The organism is Niabella digestorum (assembly GCF_036409055.1).
GTDB classification, from domain to species: Bacteria; Bacteroidota; Bacteroidia; order Chitinophagales; family Chitinophagaceae; genus Niabella; species Niabella composti.
This window is the reverse complement of the sequence record NZ_JAZGLY010000002.1, coordinates 514,394-533,683: the sequence shown is the minus strand read 5'-3', so window position 1 is coordinate 533,683 and position 19,290 is coordinate 514,394. Positions and strand designations below refer to the sequence as shown.

Here is a 19,290-nt window from a genome sequence, read left to right as displayed (position 1 = left end):
AAAGTTATGAACCACAGAATAATTAGACGATCTGGCATTACAATGGCTATTACAGCACTTATATGCACACTGCTGTTGCTTGCATGTAAGAAATCTGCTGTCAAAAAGCCTATGAACGTAGGAGCAGTACGGTTTGAATCGACAAGTTATACTATAGAGAATAACAGTCCTGATTCCCTTACCGTAGTACTACCTTTTTCGTTACCCATTGAAGAGGATGCGAGCATCACTATTACTATTGATAATAGCAGTACCATCAATAGTGATGAATATGCCATCTCCCCTGCTCCTTCGTCAAACAAATTGGTTCTACAGTTAGCTAAAGGCTCCATGGAGACTTCCCTTAAGGTAATTTCAAAAAACAATTTCGAGGGAGATAAGTTACTAGTATTAAAAATTACAGAAGCTACAGGGGGGCTATCAATATCAAATGCAAATAATACAGCCTCCATCACCATTAAAGGAGAGCCGATAGTACTACCCGAAATTAATGTATCGCTAAATACCATTTCGTTTGGCAATGTAGCCGCAGGATCGACTTCTGAACCCAGAACATACGATGTTTGGGGTGTGAAACTAACACAAGATGTGACTGTTACAGCATCTTCGAATTTTGAGATTTCATTAGATGGCGACGATTATAGTAATACACTTACTTTATCAGCATCTGCTTTAAATATCGCTCCCATGACGGTATATGTAAGATTTATTGCCAATACTGGAACGAACCAGTCTATTGACGGCTTTATTACCCATAGCTCTGCCGGTGTACAGGATGCAATGATAAGTACGAATGGTATAGAATACGGAAATGCATTACCGGGAATACTGATTCATAGCGATGACTTTGATTATGGACCTACGGCAGGTCTGTTAAAAGAAGTGACTGATAAATGGCCTGTTTTCTCAGGAACGCTCAACCCAATAAAATATATAGTACCGGGTTTATCTTACCCGGGATATATTGGCTCAGGTATAGGAGGCGCTGTAGTTACTGAAAACGGTAGTGGTTCTCGTGAAGATAATAGCACGGCGTTCACCCCGCAAAATTCTGGAACAATATATGTAGCCCAAATGATCAACATCGCTTCTGCTGCCAGCGGTGACTTCTTCACTTCATTCAGAGATCCGGGTGGCTCATACTTCAATCGTATATATGTAAGAGACAATGGTGGTAAACCACAAATAGGTATTGGAAAATCTACGGCCACCGTAGCATACTCCTCAAAGAGCTATGAATATGGACAAACCTATTTGCTAGTACACAAATACGACTTTACTACTGGCGTCTCTTCGATGTATGTTCTAAGTGGAGAAATTCCTCTAATTGAACCTGCAACTCCGGATGCTGTAACAAGCACCGGATCGGGACCAACTTCACTTGTGAATATCTGCCTGAGACAAAATACTACATTACTTACAGCGACTTTTGACGGATTACGCATTGCAACAGGATGGAGAGAAGCTGTAGGCAAATAAAAATATATTGTACAAATTAATTAGTAAAGACATGAAGTACAGAATTATAACATTACTCGCCATAGCAGTACTTACAGGATGCATCAAAAAAGGGATACAACCTCCTATCCCTGAGATGCCCGACATTCCGGAAACCGTGCTACCGTCATTAATAACGGTAGACTGTTCCCAGCAGGAAGGTCCTATTATGCAGCTTCACAGATATAACGGAAGCTCTACTACCTCAGGCATGCCTGGCGATGCAGCCCGCAACTGGATGCAACAGTTGCAAACCAAACTGGTAAGAGTATGGATACAACTGGTATATGTATACAACAACGGGAACATCAATTATAATTACACTTATAGGGGCAATACGATGAAGGTAGAAGATGCCTTAAGTTTTTATTCTTCCTGCTCCGACTCCTTGTTGATTGCAATGAGTGGTCATAAAACATCGGGAAGTTATGGCATGCCAACAGGAGACGCATACAAAGATCTTGTAAGAGAAACCATTCTTTACTATAAAAGAAAATATCCTAAGATAAAATATATACATGTAGGAAATGAAGTAGATCACGGGGGAGAGACTATGGCTACATATTACCCGGTATATCAATATTACTATCGCGGTCTTAATGAAGCCAACACAATTCTTCAAGCTGAATATCAAAGCGAGGGCAAGTCATATGATCCTATACTCATCGGCAACTCTACATTCACTGGTAATATTACAAGCATGCTAGAGTATGCCGAAACTTTCGTAAAGTCATACGCAAACGACCCTAGCCCAAATAAGAAATTCGATTTCTTTACATTCAATAGCTATGGAGAAGCTAACCGTCCGGCAGAGTTGCTCACTGCCAAAAGCAAAATCGACAACATGATGCGTTTAAATGGTCTTCCTACCGTTCCGGTAATTGTATCGGAATATGGTATTCAGGGAGGCTCTGCCTTGCCTAGTGGCGTAACCCTAGACCAAATGATGTTGATGCAAGCTGCAGGACAATTAGCAAAAGCATACTACATGTATGAAGGAGGAATTAATGCGATATGTCATTGGCTGGTAAACCATGGCTCACTTATTCATAAAAGCCAGCTACTAGATGTTCAGAACGCTTACGCTTCTCCATACGGGAACATGCTGGTATTAAGCAAAATGCTTGCAGATCACAAGAACAGAATAAAAGTAACCTCGAAAGGACTGGACAATGTAGGACTAGGCATCAATGCCATGGCAGCTGCTGACCAAAGTAAGGGTATCGCTATATTAGTATGGAATTATAATTGGACAAAAGCGGTAAATACTCAGGATATACTAGTAGGCATTAACAACATTCCCTCATCCTATTTCCCGGCCGGACGCATCCATTGCGATATTTACACAATAGACTCTCAAAACAATAATTATTATATCAATAGTAGTCAGACTTCCTTATCGATTACTAAAGAAATAGATCTGGATTATAACCAAAATATACAGATCCCTCTGACCTTGGAAGGCGCAGCGGTATCGTTGATTGTGTTAAAACCCCAATAAAATCAATAGTTCAAAGAAGCAGCAATAATTACAATGCAAAAAAGGCAATTGACAGTATTGCTATTAAACTTTGTGGTTGCTTTATGTACTTTTCATAAAGCAACCGCAACTACTTACTATATCCATTCAAAAGTTGGAGATGATAACAATAACGGCATCTCGAAAGAAACTCCGTGGTCAACTTTAAAAAATTTAAACCAAACAATTTTTAAACCCGGAGATAGTATATTGTTTGCAAAAGGCACATCCTACATCGGAGGTTTTGTATTCAAATGTTCGGGTACCCCCGACAAACCCATTGTATTTTCCAACTACAGTGCAGGAGCCGATCTCGTGCTAAATAATCCCAGAAACCAACTTGAACCTTTATTAATAAAATACGGAGCGGGGAAGCTACCCTCCTTTACAAATCCTCACTGGGAAGTATTAAACGGGAATATTTTTCGAATTGAAGGGAATCATATTATCATCGACGGGTTATATTTTCACGACAATACAAATCCTCCCGGCTCCAATCGCAATAATAAGAATGTACAAAAACTGGGGGCGATATACCTTAGTCTAGGAACTCACCATAACGTTATTCGAAATTGCGAGTTCTATAACACCCCCGTAGCAATTAAAATAAAAGGCACGCACAATTTAATTACACATAACTACTTTCATGACACGTATGAGAAAATGGCAGAATCCTGGGGTCCTATCGCCATTATGATAGTCTCTCCAAACAATGAGGTATCTTATAACCGTATTGTCAACTACGGCTCCTATGGTGGGCCTTATGGCTCCGATGGAGGTGTAATAGAACTAGACGGAGTTGATGACAACTTCGATGGACGGAACATACACATCCATCATAATATATCTATCAATAACCATGGCTTTCTGGAACTTGCAGGAAGAAATGTCGATAGTGTTATTGTAGCTTACAATCTAAGTGATGACCGCAATCAGTTTATAGGTGGAGGCTCGATGAAAAATATCTATGTATTAAACAATACAGTTATTCGAACAAGAGAACCAAATGTAGACCGATATGTTTTCTGGACCTTTAATCGAGATTCCACCTTTATGACCGTAAGAAATAATATTTTCGTTGTAGCATCGGATATTCAAGTATTTGGCCCATATATAAAACCTAAAGGACATCAACGTACAAAAGTAGGCGAACAAATACATGACCATAATTTATATTTTTCTCCCGGCAATCCTGATCCTATAGGTATTGCTCCAGGAAATGGAGATATTATAGCAGACCCACATTTTATAGATCCTCAGAATGGAAATTACCGATTGCGTAAAGAAAGTCCGGCAATAAACAAAGGGGTGAAGACTCATTATACCCACGACTTGGACGGTCGTACAATTAGTGATAGAGGAATTACGGACATAGGAGCATACGAATACTAAGAAGGCCTCTTTTAACAATCAGAAATAACTCAATAATAAACAAACTATGAAAATAAAACCTTACATTCTTTTTTTGTTACTGCTTATTACCAATCTCACAAACGCCCAAAATAAAGATATTACTATAGAAAAAATCGTATGTATCACTACACTTAGCGATCTTAAAATTGAAGCAACTTTCAATCGTCCTGTAAGCACTGATCATAAATTCAACGTTCAAATAAAAGACATAGATAAAGTTATTTGGACCGATTATATTACCCCTTCAGAAATACAAGGCAATAAAGGCATTTTTGTCATCCGAAATCTAAAAGTCACCCCTTGGGAGCCTATTAATCCCAAACTCTATAAAGTAGCATTATATCACAATCAAAATATCATTGCAGAGAAAAGAATCGGATTTCGCATATTCCATACACAAAATGGCAATATCTACCTCAATGGCAAGCCGATATTTCTGAGAGGTATTGCTATCAATCCTCCGGACAGAGGCATTCCGGATTCCGTCGAAAAAAGCAGAACTTTTGCTTGGGACTATGTAAGGTATATGAAAAGTATTCATGTAAACATTATCCGTATACCGAACAATGAAACATGGTATGATGTATGTGACGAACTAGGCATGATGGTATTTGGTGGCAATTACAGTGGTTCTGTCGATGGACAAGTTCCACCCACCGACTATGACAAAGCTGTAAAATGGTATAAAGAAGTTGCATATGTAGATATTGCATCACACCCCAGTCTTATGATTTATGCTATGACCAATGAGGTAGCATATTCTGGCAAAAGAGGTGAACAATGGGACAAATTTCTTTCCTACGCACATAAGGAATTATTAAAATGGGATAGCACAAGATTATATATTGCTAATGCCGGATATGGATACGGAAGAAGCGGCGAAATCTGCGATTTGCACCGCTATTGGGGCTGGTACTATAATTCGCCTTTCAACTTTATCAATATAAGAGACAATAAAAAAATTATTCCCTTTGATAAGAAAGTACAACCTATAACCTTTACCGAATGTGTTGGCAACTATACCGGACCCAGCGGAGCGTACAATCTTACGCCAAATCATAAAAACCCCGGCTCTCAATTAAACTGGACAGGACATGCTCCATGGAGTGAGCAACCTCGGTTGGCAGACGAACATCAATCCTTTACACTGAAAACAGCCACCGAATTATTCAGAAGATTAAGACCATTAAATAAAGAGCTCAGCGGAGTGTTTCCTTTTACCATTATATTTTATAATTGGAACAATGTGCAGCATTTTACGGAAATGCAACCTAAACCAGTTACGCGTCAAATTAAAAAGTCTTACCAACCATTATTGGTCAGCTGGGAAAACTATACTCCAAACGTATATGCAGGCAACACCATTACCCCTACCGTACATATCATTAATGATAATGATGATTATAGCGATCTTACAGATGCAATGTTTATTTACGAATTACAAGATCATGCCGGAGCAGTCTTTTTAAAAGACAGTTTTGCCCTTCCGGATATTAAATACTACGACTCATGGAAGAGAAAGCTGAGTATCACATTACCAAATACTCTGCATACAGACAATTATACATTAACAGGTAGTATCAAAAAGAGGACAAAAATACTTTCTAAAAACATCACGCAATATTTCATAGACAATTATTCTTATCAGAAGAATATCAGCGATAACATTAAAAAAATTGTATTATATGATGCAAAAGGGAATACAGCACAATCACTGAGCAAACTCAATATACCATTCACAACACTTACCAGTATTAACCAATTATCAAAGGACGTCCTATTCATACTAGGAGAAAACAGTGCAAATCAGTTTATCACACAACAGGCAAAGAAAATTCAGCAATTTATAGCAAACGGGGGTCGCATGATTTGTCTAAGACAAGACTCTCTTTTATTTCCTAATATTAATTCTTTTATTTCTTATCCATTAAAAAATGTTACGGTGCCACTGGACATACCCAAATATCCACCACCCCCCCGTCCGTCCAGAAACGGATTATATGTAAATCCCGAACGTCCTCAACATCCTATTTTTGACGGCATTAAGCGGGAGCAACTAAGAGTATGGTCTGACTATACAGGATGGGATGAGGCTCAACCTGATCTGCCGGCAATATATCCCGTGACAGACGGATACGTTATAGAAAAGAAAAACGACATCGGCAATATTGCGGTATTGGGCAATTTTGGCGTAGCCCTAGAAGGCATTGCCATAGCCGAAATATATGAGGGTAAAGGAAGTGTGCTTGTATGCGGTATGGATATAGCAAACAGAACACACTTGGATCCGGTAAGTGACAGGCTTCTTCTTAACATAATACAATATATGGGCGATGCTGAAATACCGCATCACAAGTACCCCATTATTACCGACAAAATTGTGTGGGGCGATTATGCATCAGAAAAAGGAGTACTCACAGGTATTAATAGCGGGTTATTATTACACGCAATTCCTGTTGTTCCAGAAAATAATACATCAGCAATGATATTAACAAAGGACGGCGATCAATTTTTAGGTGGCCCAGGAAGATTTAATACTCGACCAGGCGTTCAATATGTGCCTTATGGCAGACGCATGTTTGGTCCATACCGACTCAGAGACTTCGGTAATGTACCAGATCCCCTAGACAAGAGTAGTAGTATAGGAGAAGGATTTTTCTGGTGCACCACACCTTCTAATAAAACAAAAATCTCAACATTGGTATGGAATCCAGCGCAAGAACCCCTAAAAATAACAGTCATTATTAATGATACCCATAGCACAGAAAAAATCATACAGCCCAATGGGAAAGAATGGGTAAATAGTCCAATTAAAGGGGGAGATATTAAGGTTACATTTAAAGGAGACAGAAAATTAGTATTGTTACAGACCAACTTCAATTAAAAACATGAGAAATCTTCATCAATACATATTATTACTATTTTTTGCCTTAAACCATCCCGGCTTATCGCTAGGGCAATTGAAAAATGTTGCGCTGAATAAACCCGTTATAGCTTCATCTACTAATCCTAAACATCCTACTAAAAATATAGTGGATGGGATAATATCGCGAACATCAAAATGGGAGTCCGGAAATGGGAAAGCTCCACACACGGTAGAAATTGACTTACAAAAATATTATCATATTGCAGCAATTAAGGTACATACTGGCATTCTAGAAGAAGAAAAAGAATATACTGAAAAAAATCAGGCTGATGGCTTTTGGTCGATGAAGAACTTTAAAGTCCAATACTGGGATGATGCCAACTGGACCGACTTCCCCAAAAGCGAGGTACATGAAAACAGATTGGTATCTGTATCTTTTCAATACTCCCCCTCCATTACAACTTTTAAGATAAGACTTGTCTGCGACGACGGAGAGCCTATTAACATTATGGAGATTGAAGTACTAGGCGAGGAAGCTAAGGATATGCCCCCACCACCAATAGTCACACAGAACACATCTCCGAATATATCAATAAAGGAAGCCCAAGAGGCCCATATTGTAATAAAAAATAACCCCATCGGTAAAACGCTAAAATATGTAGGTTATAATCAAGGATATTATTTCCCAAAATCCAATGTATCCAAATGGATCGAGTACTCCAATGTTAACAGTGTTAGAGTATGGACGAGCTTGAACTCTTTTGTCCCTGAAAATACAGTTGAAATAGATAGTGCACTCCACAGTCTTGAAGAATTCGAAAAGAGAAAAGCTATTTTAAGAAAAGATCCGGAAAATAATCCATTTATAAAATGGGAGCAATTGCTACCCCTATACGACCAACCGAATTACTCATCTACAAATGGGATGGTATTTAATTATGCTTTAGATGAATTGAAAAGATTGGGAACTGATGTTGTCTTGCAAATAGGAAGTACAGATTTTAAAGACAATTGGAGCAATAAGTGGAAACAATGGCAACGATATTATGCACTTGCATATTACACTGCTAAAAGAGGCAATGTGTTTATGTTTGCGCTACAAAATGAACCCAATCACCGTCATTCCGGTCCCATGAAATTGGAACAATGGATTATGGCTATGCAAATCGTGTCAGATGCTATTCATTGCGCTGTTGAAGATGTAAATAAACGTTATAATAAAACACTAATACCAAAGCTAGTGGGACCAGTAACAGCAGGCCAAAATACCGACTGGTGGGCAGGTGTGGTCAAATCCATACGAACGAATTATCGTGGCGAAAACATAAACAATGATTTGTTACAAATATTCTCTACCCACTCCTACAACTCCCCGGCTATTGGATATAAAACAAGAGTAAACAACATTCGGAATATTATACAAAGTAATCACCCGGAAGGTAAAACACTACCGATTGTCTTTACCGAAATCGGGCGTTGGATGAATGCTTATTTGATAGACAAGGAAGAAACGATGGACAGTCCATCATTGTTTACCGAATGGGCAGGTATTTATTCCTATAACATGAAGAATGGCGCTTATGGTATGTGGGCATTCAAGTTTGCTAATACGACAAGTACAACTTACATAAGAGGTATAAAATCAGGGCATCATTTTACCTGGCAAGGAAAGAGAATTGTAGAAGATGCTTACAATAACATAGCATTAAATAAGCCCGTTAAAACTAGTTCCTCGAGTACAATTGCAGGATTTATAACAGATGGAGATAAAACTGATAAGTCCACTTGGATTAGTGACATAGAAAAAGAAAAATGGATAGAAATAGATTTACTGAAACCATATGACATAGGGGGCATGGCTATCTATACAGGCTCTTCCTATGGTGTGTATACCGGCCCAGACAGAGTAAGAAATTTTAAAGTACAATATTTCGCAAATGGCTCCTGGAATGATATTCCTCAACTAACACTTACAAATAATAAATATACACAGGTATTTGAGGTTTTAAAAACTCCCATAAAAACTCAAAAGATAAGATTCATCTCCACCGATGAAGGTTCTATCAAAGTGAGAGAGATAAAAGTATTTGAAAAAGGTAATAGCCCCTCTGAAGATAGCAATTATAATATCTCCGGAATTCAACGTACCGGACAGGTGGTAAGACTCTTTGCGAAAGGCTTTAAAGATGAAAGGCCCTTACTTGAAACCGATGCTTCAGTTCTTAATGATGATTTCGACCATTATACATCTTTTGATTCCGCAACAAATACTTATTATGTTTGGTTGGTACAGAGAGGAGGGTTTACATATAACCTGACAATAGATTTAAAAGACATCAACATTCCACAGGGGAACCCGGTAATCGCAGAAACTGTTAATGACAAGCATTATGGTGAAGTAACGCATGTGTGGAGGGTCCCATCTACTCAAAAATTAACCATCCAGCTCCCCGCACAAACAGTAATGTTGCTTACGATACCTAAATCATCACTCATTTCTTCCCAAACATTAGCATCATCTAGTGCATATGTAATGAGCGGCATGTATCAAAAACATTCCTTTCATAATGAAAAAATATTAAAAGTACAATTGGATGCATCCCAGCCTAATAATAATGCAGTATCCTATGCTTATTTTGACTTCGATAAGACCGCTGCTCAAAACGCTGATCTTATCTTACTAAAAGTAAAAGGATATACCAACAAAACCACCGCACCATACAGAATACATGTATATGGAATAAGAACCGACAAATGGAACAGTAAAACTCTTAACTGGAATAATGCCCTTTTATTAGACGACACCGAAGCTTTAATAAATAGTGCCGCAAAAGAAGTTTTTATTGCCGGAGAAATAGCATTTACAAATAAAGAAGAAACGCACTATCTTGACATCACGAACTTTGCAAAAAAATATACTGCCCAAGGTTTTACGTTTGTGTTTATAAGAGAAACTCGACAGCTGGGTGACGATGAAGACAAAGGCTACTACGTTAATATAAGCAATCAATCAGATAATAAACCGGAATTGATTTATTGGATAAAAAACAATAAAGATTAAAAACAATAAATGGTATTATACGTTATTTTAAATTAGCTGTTAAATAGCATGAAAGCCCAAGAAAACATAGCAAACAATATTAATTAACAATTAACATAGAGTATTTATGGCCGATTTTAGTTTAAATGGTAAAGTAATTGTTGTTACAGGTGGCACCGGAATTTTGGGAAAATCATTTGTACAAGGAATAGCACAAGCTGGGGGGATCCCATGCATTCTAGGACGAAATGAAGCTGTAGCCAATGAGCGTGCCAGTGAAATCATTGCTGCAGGAGGAAAAGCCCTAGCCCTAAAGGCTGATGTAACAAATGAGAATGATTTAGTTAATGCAAAAGATGAAGTACTAAAACATTTCGGTAAAATTGATGGTCTGGTAAATGCCGCAGGTGGTAATATACCCGAAGCTATTGTGCAGCCCGATGCAGACCTTTTTAATTTAAATATGGATGGCCTAAGAAAAGTTGTTGAACTGAACTTATTCGGCACTGTTCTTCCCACCCAAATCTTTGGAGCAGCTATAGCACAAAACAGTACTGGAGGTTCCATTGTGAATATATCATCAATGGCATCCCAACGAGCCATAACCCGTGTGCTAGGCTATAGCTTGGCCAAAAGTGCTATAGACAGTTACACCAAATGGTTTGCTATGGAACTAGGCAATAGATACAAAGACCTCATACGAATGAACGCTATTGCACCTGGTTTCTTCCTTACCGAGCAAAACAGAACATTATTAACAAACAGCGATGGGAGCTATACTGAAAGAGGAAATCTCGTTGTTACACACACTCCATTCAAAAGACTGGGAGATGCAGACGAACTCATCGGAGCTTTGGTATGGTTACTCAGTGATGCATCCAAGTTTGTTACCGGAACAGTCATTAACGTAGATGGTGGATTTTCAATATTTAGTGGCGTTTAACGCCACTTTTTTTTACCCTCCTTATACTTAACTCCCTATCCTATCTATCAAGTCCTGTCTCCAATCCTGCGGCCATCCTATATTAAACATTTAAGCCTTCAACAATTTCAAACGTTGTAATAACAAGTATTGATACAATACTAAAGCTAATTGTGTATTTTAGCAATCGCCGTTGTTTTCAACAGGAACAACAGCGATTGCTTGACTTGGAGACTGTTTATAACGTAAAAAACTTTTATTTAAAATCAAAATGCTTATTAATCACAGTAGGATTGCTAGTCACATAAGCAATCCATATGCTTGTATTGTAATCTGTTAAATATTTCAGCAGAAGATACATTTTATCATTAATAATAAAACTCGGGATACGGGTTTATTAAGGATTCGTACGCCCATTATTTTAAAAAGCATATGAGAGTACTGAAACAAACTTTGCTTAGCGCAATGCTAACTGCCTTCTATTTAATCCATCTGGATGCGGGGGCACAGGAGACACTGGTAACAGGTACTGTAAAAAACTTAAACGATGAGTTTCTTGAAGCTGTATCAGTAGTTGTAAAACGCACTTCGCAAACTACGCTCACCAATCATCTTGGAGAATATTCCATTTCGGTCCAACCAAACGACTCACTCATTTTTTCTTACGCCGGCATGGAACCTCAAACCATTGGCGTATCGGGAAGGAAGGTTATAAATATTATCATGAGACCCGCTGCGGGCAGAGAACAATTAGAAGACGTAGTGGTGGTTGCCTTCGGTACACAGAAAAAATCGGAAATAGTAGGTTCTGTGACTCAGGTCAAACCTGAGGAACTAAAAATCCCTTCCAGTAATCTTACTACAGCACTAGCTGGACGCGTTCCGGGCATGATTGCGTTTCAAAGAACAGGGGAACCCGGTGCAGATAATGCAGAGTTTTATATACGAGGTCTTACAACTTTTGGATATGGACGCGGTCCTTTGATTCTAATAGATGGTATTGAATCCACCACAAATGACCTTGCTCGAATTAATGTAGATGATATCCAAAGCTTCAATGTATATAAAGACGCAACAGCTACAGCATTATACGGAAGTAGGGCTGCCAATGGAGTGATTGCTATTAACACTAAAGAAGGAAAAAAGGGCAAAACCAATGTTACCCTACGCGTTGAAACGAGCCTTTCTAAGAACACAAAAGATGTGGAGCTGGCTGACCCTATTACTTATATGAAGCTTAATAACGAAGCCATCCTCACGCGCGATCCTCTGGCTCCTCTTTTATATTCTGAAGAGAAAATAGACAATACGGTTCCTGGTTCCGGTTCTTATATCTTCCCGGCAACGGACTGGCGCAAAGAATTATTCAAAGACCATACTATTAACGAACGAATAAATCTGAGTTTGAGCGGCGGAGGTGACGTTGCTAAATATTACGTAGCCGGTACCTTCACTCAGGATAATGGCCTATTGAAAGTAGACAAAAGAAATAACTTCAACAATAACATTGACTTTAAAACATACTCCTTACGCTCCAACGTAAACATGTACATATTCCCAACAACAGAGATGATTGTGAGGCTATATGGAGTTTTCGAGGATTATAATGGCCCTATTTATTCCGGAGGAGATATGTATACACGTGTGATGCGGGCTAACCCGGTACTTTTCCCTCCCTACTATCCTATAGATGAAAAGCATAAATATGTAACCCATATTATGTTTGGAAACTATGACGGCACCTATCTCAATCCATATGCGGATATGGTAAAAGGCTACCAAGACAGAGGTCGCTCAAAAATAGGAGCGCAACTGGAGTTAAAACAAGACCTTAAAGCCATTACTCCCGGACTGAAAGCCAGAGGCCGTTTAAGCACAGACAGACACTCCTACTTTACTATTACAAGGCAATATATCCCCTTTTACTATGGGCTTTCTAACTATAACATAAGAGACAATACTTATAATATCTATCTTATCAATGAGGCACAAGGTAGAGAAACCCTTAGTTACGACGAAGGTCTTAAACAAATCAACTCAACCATATATGGTGAGGCGGCTATTGATTATTATAGAACATTGGGGGCTCATACCATCAGTGGTATGGTGATCGGATATTTTCAGGAAAGATTAAATCCTAACGCTGGCAACATTCAGGAATCGCTCCCCTTTAGAAATATCGGATTATCGGGAAGAGCTACATATGGATATAAAAATCGTTACCATGCAGAGATCAACTTTGGCTACAATGGTTCAGAACGTTTTCATCAATCACATCGGTGGGGCTTCTTCCCTTCTGCAGGTATTGCTTGGACAGTATCTAACGAGCCTTTCTTTGAAAACCTGAAAGACAAAATCAATAATCTCAAACTAAGAGCCACATATGGATACGCCGGTAAAGATGATATAGGAAGTGCCAGCGATCGCTTCTTCTACTTATCCGAAGTAAACCTCAACAATAGCAGTTATGGTGCAGTTTTCGGACGCGACAACGGATACTCACGTCCGGGTATTTCCATTTCGCGCTACTCAGATCCGAATATTACTTGGGAAACTTCAAGAGATGCCAACTTTGCTATAGAGTTAAGTTTTCTTAGAAAATTAAATCTTATAGCCGAATACTATATACGCAATAGATACAACATTCTTCAACAACGTTCTTCAACACCGGCTTCTATGGGATTGTGGGCACAACCGCAAACCAATATAGGTGAGGCAGAAGGCAAAGGGGTTGATATAGATTTAAATTTCAATCACACCTTTAAAAACAATTACTTCATACAACTCATGGGTAATTTCACCTATGCTACCTCAAGATATAAAGTGTATGAGGATTATAATTATCCCGGAGCTCCGTGGCGCGATAGAACCGGTTATCCCATTAATCAACGCTGGGGTTATATAGCATTGGGATTATTTGCTGATGAAGCAGAGGTAGCAAACTCTCCTACTCAAGGATTCGGAGAATACATGGCCGGTGATATAAAATATAAAGACGTAAATGGCGACGGAAGGATTACCGAACTCGATATGGTTCCCATCGGCTATCCCACCACACCTGAAATAGTTTACGGGTTTGGTATCTCGGGTGGTAATGACAGATTTGACATTTCTGTTTTCTTTCAGGGTTCGGGCAGATCTTCTTTCTGGATAGATCCTGAAGCTACAGCTCCGTTCACACCTTATTACTATAACAGCGATGAACGCAATTCCGGAATCAAATATGTAAATCAGTTATTAAAAGCTTACGCTGATAGCTACTGGTCAGAGGACAACCGGGATTTGTATGCTATGTGGCCACGTCTAAGCACATATCCTATTACTAATAATATTCAGTCCAGCACATGGTTTATGCGCAACGGAGCTTTCCTGAGGCTAAAACACATAGAGATTGGATACAAGTTTACACCGCAATTATTAAAAAGAATCGGGCTCTCCTCTGCAAGACTGTATTTAAGTGGCGTAAACCTTTATACATGGAGCAAATTCAAAACATGGGATATTGAGATGGCAGGAAACGGGCTCAGATATCCGAATCAGAAGGTATACAACTTAGGCCTGTTAGTTAATTTTTAAAACTGTTAATCTGAGAGAACTATGCAACGCAAATTATTCATAATTGTTATGTTAATTACATTATCCCTTACTGCATGTAAAAAATATTTGGATGTAGTTCCGGATAATATAGCCACCATCGATCATGCATTCAACATGAGACAGCAGGCAGAGAAGTTTTTATTCACCTGCTACAGCTATCTTCCCCGACACAGTGTCTTATCGGGTTCAGCCAATGAGAATCCTGCATTAGGAGCAGGTGACGAACTTTGGTTTCACAATTTCTATCAACCTTATAGCTGGAACATAGCCCGTGGATTTCAAAACGTGGTTAATCCTTACAACAATTTCTGGCAGGGCACACAAGGCGGTAAAGACTTATATCAGGGCATTAGTGATTGCAATATCTTTCTTGAAAATATAGGTAGAACACCCGATATAGATCAGAGTGAAAGACTCCGGTGGATTGCCGAAGTAAAGTTCCTGAAAGCTTATTATCATTATTATCTCACAAGAATGTATGGCCCCATTCCTATTAAAAGAGTAAACTTACCCATCAATGCCGATCCGGAAACGGTGCGTGTCTTCAGAGATCCGGTTGACTCTTGTTTTAATTATGTAGTACAGTTATTAGATGAAGCCATTGCTGACTTACCGGATCTCATCACGAATGAAGCAGATGAATTAGGACGTGTTACTAAGCCCATTGCACTAGCTATTAAAGCCGAGGTACTAGTTACGGCTGCCAGTCCTCTTTTCAATGGCAATCCGGATTATGCCAACTTCAAAGACAGTAGAGGTGTACAATTATTCAATCCTGTGTACGATCCTGAAAAATGGGTAAAGGCTAAAGAAGCCTGTAAAGAAGCTATTGATGCTTGTCATGCTGCAGGACATAAGCTGTATTATTACAGCCAAAGTGTGAGACAATATAATGTACCGGAAGTGATTCGCACGCAGATGAACATTCGAAATGCATTCAATGAAAAGTGGAATGCCGAAATTGTTTGGGGTAATACCAACAGTATGGTGGACAACCTTCAGATTCAATCTACACCAAGAGGCCTAGATCCCGCACTCAGAGCTTCACGCAGTACCTTAGGGAATTGTGCAGTGCCATTAAAAATTGCAGCGCTTTATTATTCCAAAAATGGGGTTCCCATCGAAGAAGATAATAGCTGGAATTACGGCGCACGTTTTAATCTTACCCAAGGTACCCCCGAAAACAAATATTATATCGTTAATGAATATACAACTGTCCGTTTTAATGTGGATCGAGAGCCTCGGTATTATGCTAACCTAGGATTCGATGGTGGCGTTTGGTACGGACAGGGTAAATTTGACGCAGATGATACATGGTATGTTTCCTCAAAGAAAGGTGAACCTGCGGCTAATATTGCTAACGACAGTTATAACAGTACAGGCATCTGGCCGAAGAAATACGTCAACTATGTAAATGTTATCCAAAGTAATACTTACTCCAGAGAAAATTATCCTTGGCCGATAATTAGATTAGCAAACCTGTATCTCCTATACGCTGAAGCATTGAATGAAGTAAACGGTCCCTCCAATGAAGTATACTACTATTTGGACTTAATCAGACAGAGAGCCGGATTGCCCGGCGTAGTAGATGCTTGGACGGCATACTCTACTAATCCTACCAAACCATCAACTAAAGAAGGACTCAGAGAGATTATACACAGAGAGCGTGCTATCGAACTCATGTTTGAAGGACAACGATTCTGGGACTTAAGAAGATGGAAAAAAGCAATTGACGAGTTAAATCAACCCATTACTGGGTGGGATATCGATCAGGTAACTCCGGCAGGTTATTATCGTGAGAAAGTACTATATCAACAAACATTCGGACTCAAGGATTATTTATGGCCGATACGTGAAGTAGAAATATTTGCCAATAATAATACGGTACAAAACCCTGGTTGGTAATAAATTTTCAAGTAATAAACAAGATTATGATGAACAGATTGCACATAACATATATTTCAATGTTTTGCTGCCTGACGTTAATATGGGCATGCTCCAGAGAAAAATATATTGGACCTTTAGAAGATGGACCGGCACCGGGTCCCGTATCTGTAGTCTCTGTAAGAGCATTACCCGGAGCCGCAGTTGTAAAATACAAGCTTCCTACAGACGCTAATCTACGTTATGTAAAAGCAGTATATGAAATAAGACCCGGAGTAAAAAGAGAAAGTATTGCTTCTCAATACGTAGATAGTATTTTGGTGGATGGTTTTCCTGCAGTAAAGGAGTATGAGATACAGCTATATTCGGTAAGCGAAGGTGAAAAACCATCTCAACCCGTTAGTGTAAAGTTCACGCCACTTACACCACCCTTGCTGGAAGCTTTTAATACATTTGAGTTCAGCGAAACATTCGGCGGCACCACAATTTCTTTTAGTAATAGTGGAGAAGCTAGTCTGGCAGTAACCTTATTAACTACAGACTCTTCGGGGAAGCTGACTGAGGTAGAAACTTACTATACCAAATCTGCACAGGGAAGATATTCTTTACGCGGATTTCCTAGCGTGCCTCGACTATTTGGAGCTGTAATCAGAGATCGTTGGGGTAATTATTCTGATACTATTACCGAAACGATTACACCTATCTTCGAAGAAATGATTCCTAAGGATCAGTTTCGCATTGTGGCATTACCTACCGATGTTGCCGGAGGTCATGCCAACGCTAGCTGGACACTAGATAAGTTATGGGATGGCAACTATGGATCGGGGTCAGCTCCGTTCCATACGCGCCCTGGCTCAGGAATCCCTCAGTGGTTTACAATTGATATGGGTAGATTATGTTACCTAAGCCGGTATAAATTCTATCACCGATACGGCACGCAATATGTTTATCAGTTAGGCGCGCCTCGTAAATGGGAAGTATGGGGCTCTGCTACAGCGCCTGATCCTTCGGGTAGTTGGAACGGCTGGATTAAACTCATGGATTGCGAATCCTACAAACCCTCGGGCGAGGGACCGATTACAGCAGAAGATGCAACATTTGCATCAGAACAAGGAGAAGACTTTGTATTTCCGGAACAGATTCCCGTAAGATATCTGAGATTCAAGATAAATGAAACCTGGGGTTACCTTGACTATATTTATATAGCAGAACTAACCTTCTGGGGAGATGCAGATATAACACCATAAACACTTACCTATCCCAATGAATAAAATATGAAAAAGTATAGTTTTCTTACAATATTAGCATTGATGATCCTACTTTTGAGCACCTGCTCTAAGATGGATGATACCTATAAAGAGTATCTTAACTATGGCCAGTCAAAATATCCCGGAAAACCGGTGCAGGTAAAAGTACTTCCGGGTTATAATCGACTTATACTAACATGGACCAATTCAGCCGATCCTAAGGTTACTCACGCCAAGGTGTATTGGAACAATCGTGCAGACTCGGTTCAAGTGCCAATTGATCCCTCGATCGAATCAGTATATATCCCTTTCAATAATATGCCTGAAGGGCCATATGTATTTGAAATATACACATTCGATAAAGAAGGGAACAGTTCAATTAAGGTTGAGGCCATTGGCCGGGTTTATGGAGATGTATACAAGTCCAGACTCTTGTCGCGACCTATTAATGATGCCACCGTTGTTAACGACAGCTTAAACATCCTATGGGGTAGTCTGTCGGATACAACAATTATCGGAACAGAAGTGAAATACATAGACAATAATGATGAACCAAGGCTGTTCTTTATCGACAAAAGCGTCTTACTTTCTATGACTCCCGACTTCTCGCGGGGAGATATTGAGTACCGAACCGTATATCTGCCTGTTAATGCCATCGACACTTTCTATACAGATTGGGTGGGAATGTATGTAAAAGGGCAGAGATACCCCTTACCTAAAGATGGTTGGGTAGCTACAGCATCCAGCTTTGATACTCGCCCGGGTAGTAGCTACAGACCTCCATCTAATCTTATTGACAATAACCCCAGTACTTTATGGGTAAATCAAATATCGCCGCAAACTTATTATCCGCACTGGGCAGCCATTGATATGGGAGATGTAAAATCTATTGAAGGATTCATCGTACGACAAAGACCAGAAAACGTAAATCCTGTAAAAGATATCGAATTGTATACCAGTATGGATGGTGTTAACTGGACGTTCCATATGAAATACACACTCGAAAACCGTGCAGGTGCGGAGCATTATATTGATTTACCGGAGACTACACAAGCTCGCCATATTAAATTGATTGCATTGAATGATTACGGAAATTCAAACAATGTAGCCTTAGCTGAATTTGGAGCTTATGCACGCTAAAGTGCACACATAGAGCTACTTAAATAAATTAAATAAGTTAAGTTAAATATTCAAACACCTTCGTCATAACCATCTACTCGTGCTCACATCACAAAAGTTCCCCAAAGGGGAACTTTTTTCATTTCTAGAAGCCTTCCATCACCCTTCACAAAATCGTTTTTTCAC

Annotated in this window: 10 protein-coding genes; all 10 read left to right on the top strand. The window is 39.3% G+C overall.

The genetic code is table 11. The features are described from left to right. Positions 1-6 precede the first annotated feature (6 nt). The 10 genes from V2H41_RS04980 to V2H41_RS04935 all read left to right on the top strand — a co-directional run bounded on the left by V2H41_RS04980 (position 7) and on the right by V2H41_RS04935 (position 19,125). Positions 7-1,479 carry a hypothetical protein gene (locus V2H41_RS04980; protein ID WP_330974029.1) on the top strand — a complete coding sequence of 491 codons (1,473 nt, stop codon included), beginning with the start codon at positions 7-9 and terminating at the stop codon, positions 1,477-1,479. Positions 1,480-1,510: 31 nt separating this feature from the next. Beyond that, positions 1,511-2,998 carry a hypothetical protein gene (locus tag V2H41_RS04975; RefSeq protein WP_330974028.1) on the top strand — a complete coding sequence of 496 codons (1,488 nt, stop codon included), beginning with the start codon at positions 1,511-1,513 and terminating at the stop codon, positions 2,996-2,998. A 33-nt stretch (positions 2,999-3,031) separates the two neighbouring features. Continuing rightward, positions 3,032-4,408, top strand: coding sequence for a choice-of-anchor Q domain-containing protein (locus V2H41_RS04970; RefSeq protein ID WP_330974027.1), 1,377 nt, complete (start codon positions 3,032-3,034; stop codon positions 4,406-4,408). Between the two features lie 46 nt (positions 4,409-4,454). After that, positions 4,455-7,313, top strand: a complete 2,859-nt coding sequence (locus V2H41_RS04965; protein WP_330974026.1) for a glycoside hydrolase family 2 TIM barrel-domain containing protein — start codon at positions 4,455-4,457, stop codon at positions 7,311-7,313. Between the two features lie 4 nt (positions 7,314-7,317). Beyond that, the gene (locus V2H41_RS04960) at positions 7,318-10,356 is read left to right on the top strand and encodes a discoidin domain-containing protein (RefSeq protein ID WP_330974025.1); all 3,039 of its coding nucleotides are present in this window, start codon (positions 7,318-7,320) and stop codon (positions 10,354-10,356) included. A 106-nt stretch (positions 10,357-10,462) separates the two neighbouring features. After that, positions 10,463-11,278 carry an SDR family oxidoreductase gene (locus V2H41_RS04955; RefSeq protein WP_330974024.1) on the top strand — a complete coding sequence of 272 codons (816 nt, stop codon included), beginning with the start codon at positions 10,463-10,465 and terminating at the stop codon, positions 11,276-11,278. Positions 11,279-11,689: 411 nt separating this feature from the next. Next, complete coding sequence (locus tag V2H41_RS04950; protein WP_330974023.1) at positions 11,690-14,833, top strand: SusC/RagA family TonB-linked outer membrane protein; 3,144 nt, start codon at positions 11,690-11,692, stop codon at positions 14,831-14,833. Between the two features lie 48 nt (positions 14,834-14,881). Further along, entirely contained in the window at positions 14,882-16,759 is a 1,878-nt protein-coding gene (locus V2H41_RS04945; protein ID WP_330974022.1) for a RagB/SusD family nutrient uptake outer membrane protein, read from the top strand. A 26-nt stretch (positions 16,760-16,785) separates the two neighbouring features. Then, positions 16,786-17,985: a DUF5000 domain-containing lipoprotein gene (locus V2H41_RS04940; protein ID WP_330974021.1), complete on the top strand. Its 1,200-nt coding sequence runs from the start codon at positions 16,786-16,788 to the stop codon at positions 17,983-17,985. 27 nt (positions 17,986-18,012) lie between these two features. After that, positions 18,013-19,125 (top strand): DUF4998 domain-containing protein, encoded by a 1,113-nt coding sequence (locus V2H41_RS04935; RefSeq protein WP_330974020.1) that lies wholly within the window; start codon positions 18,013-18,015, stop codon positions 19,123-19,125. Positions 19,126-19,290 lie beyond the last annotated feature (165 nt).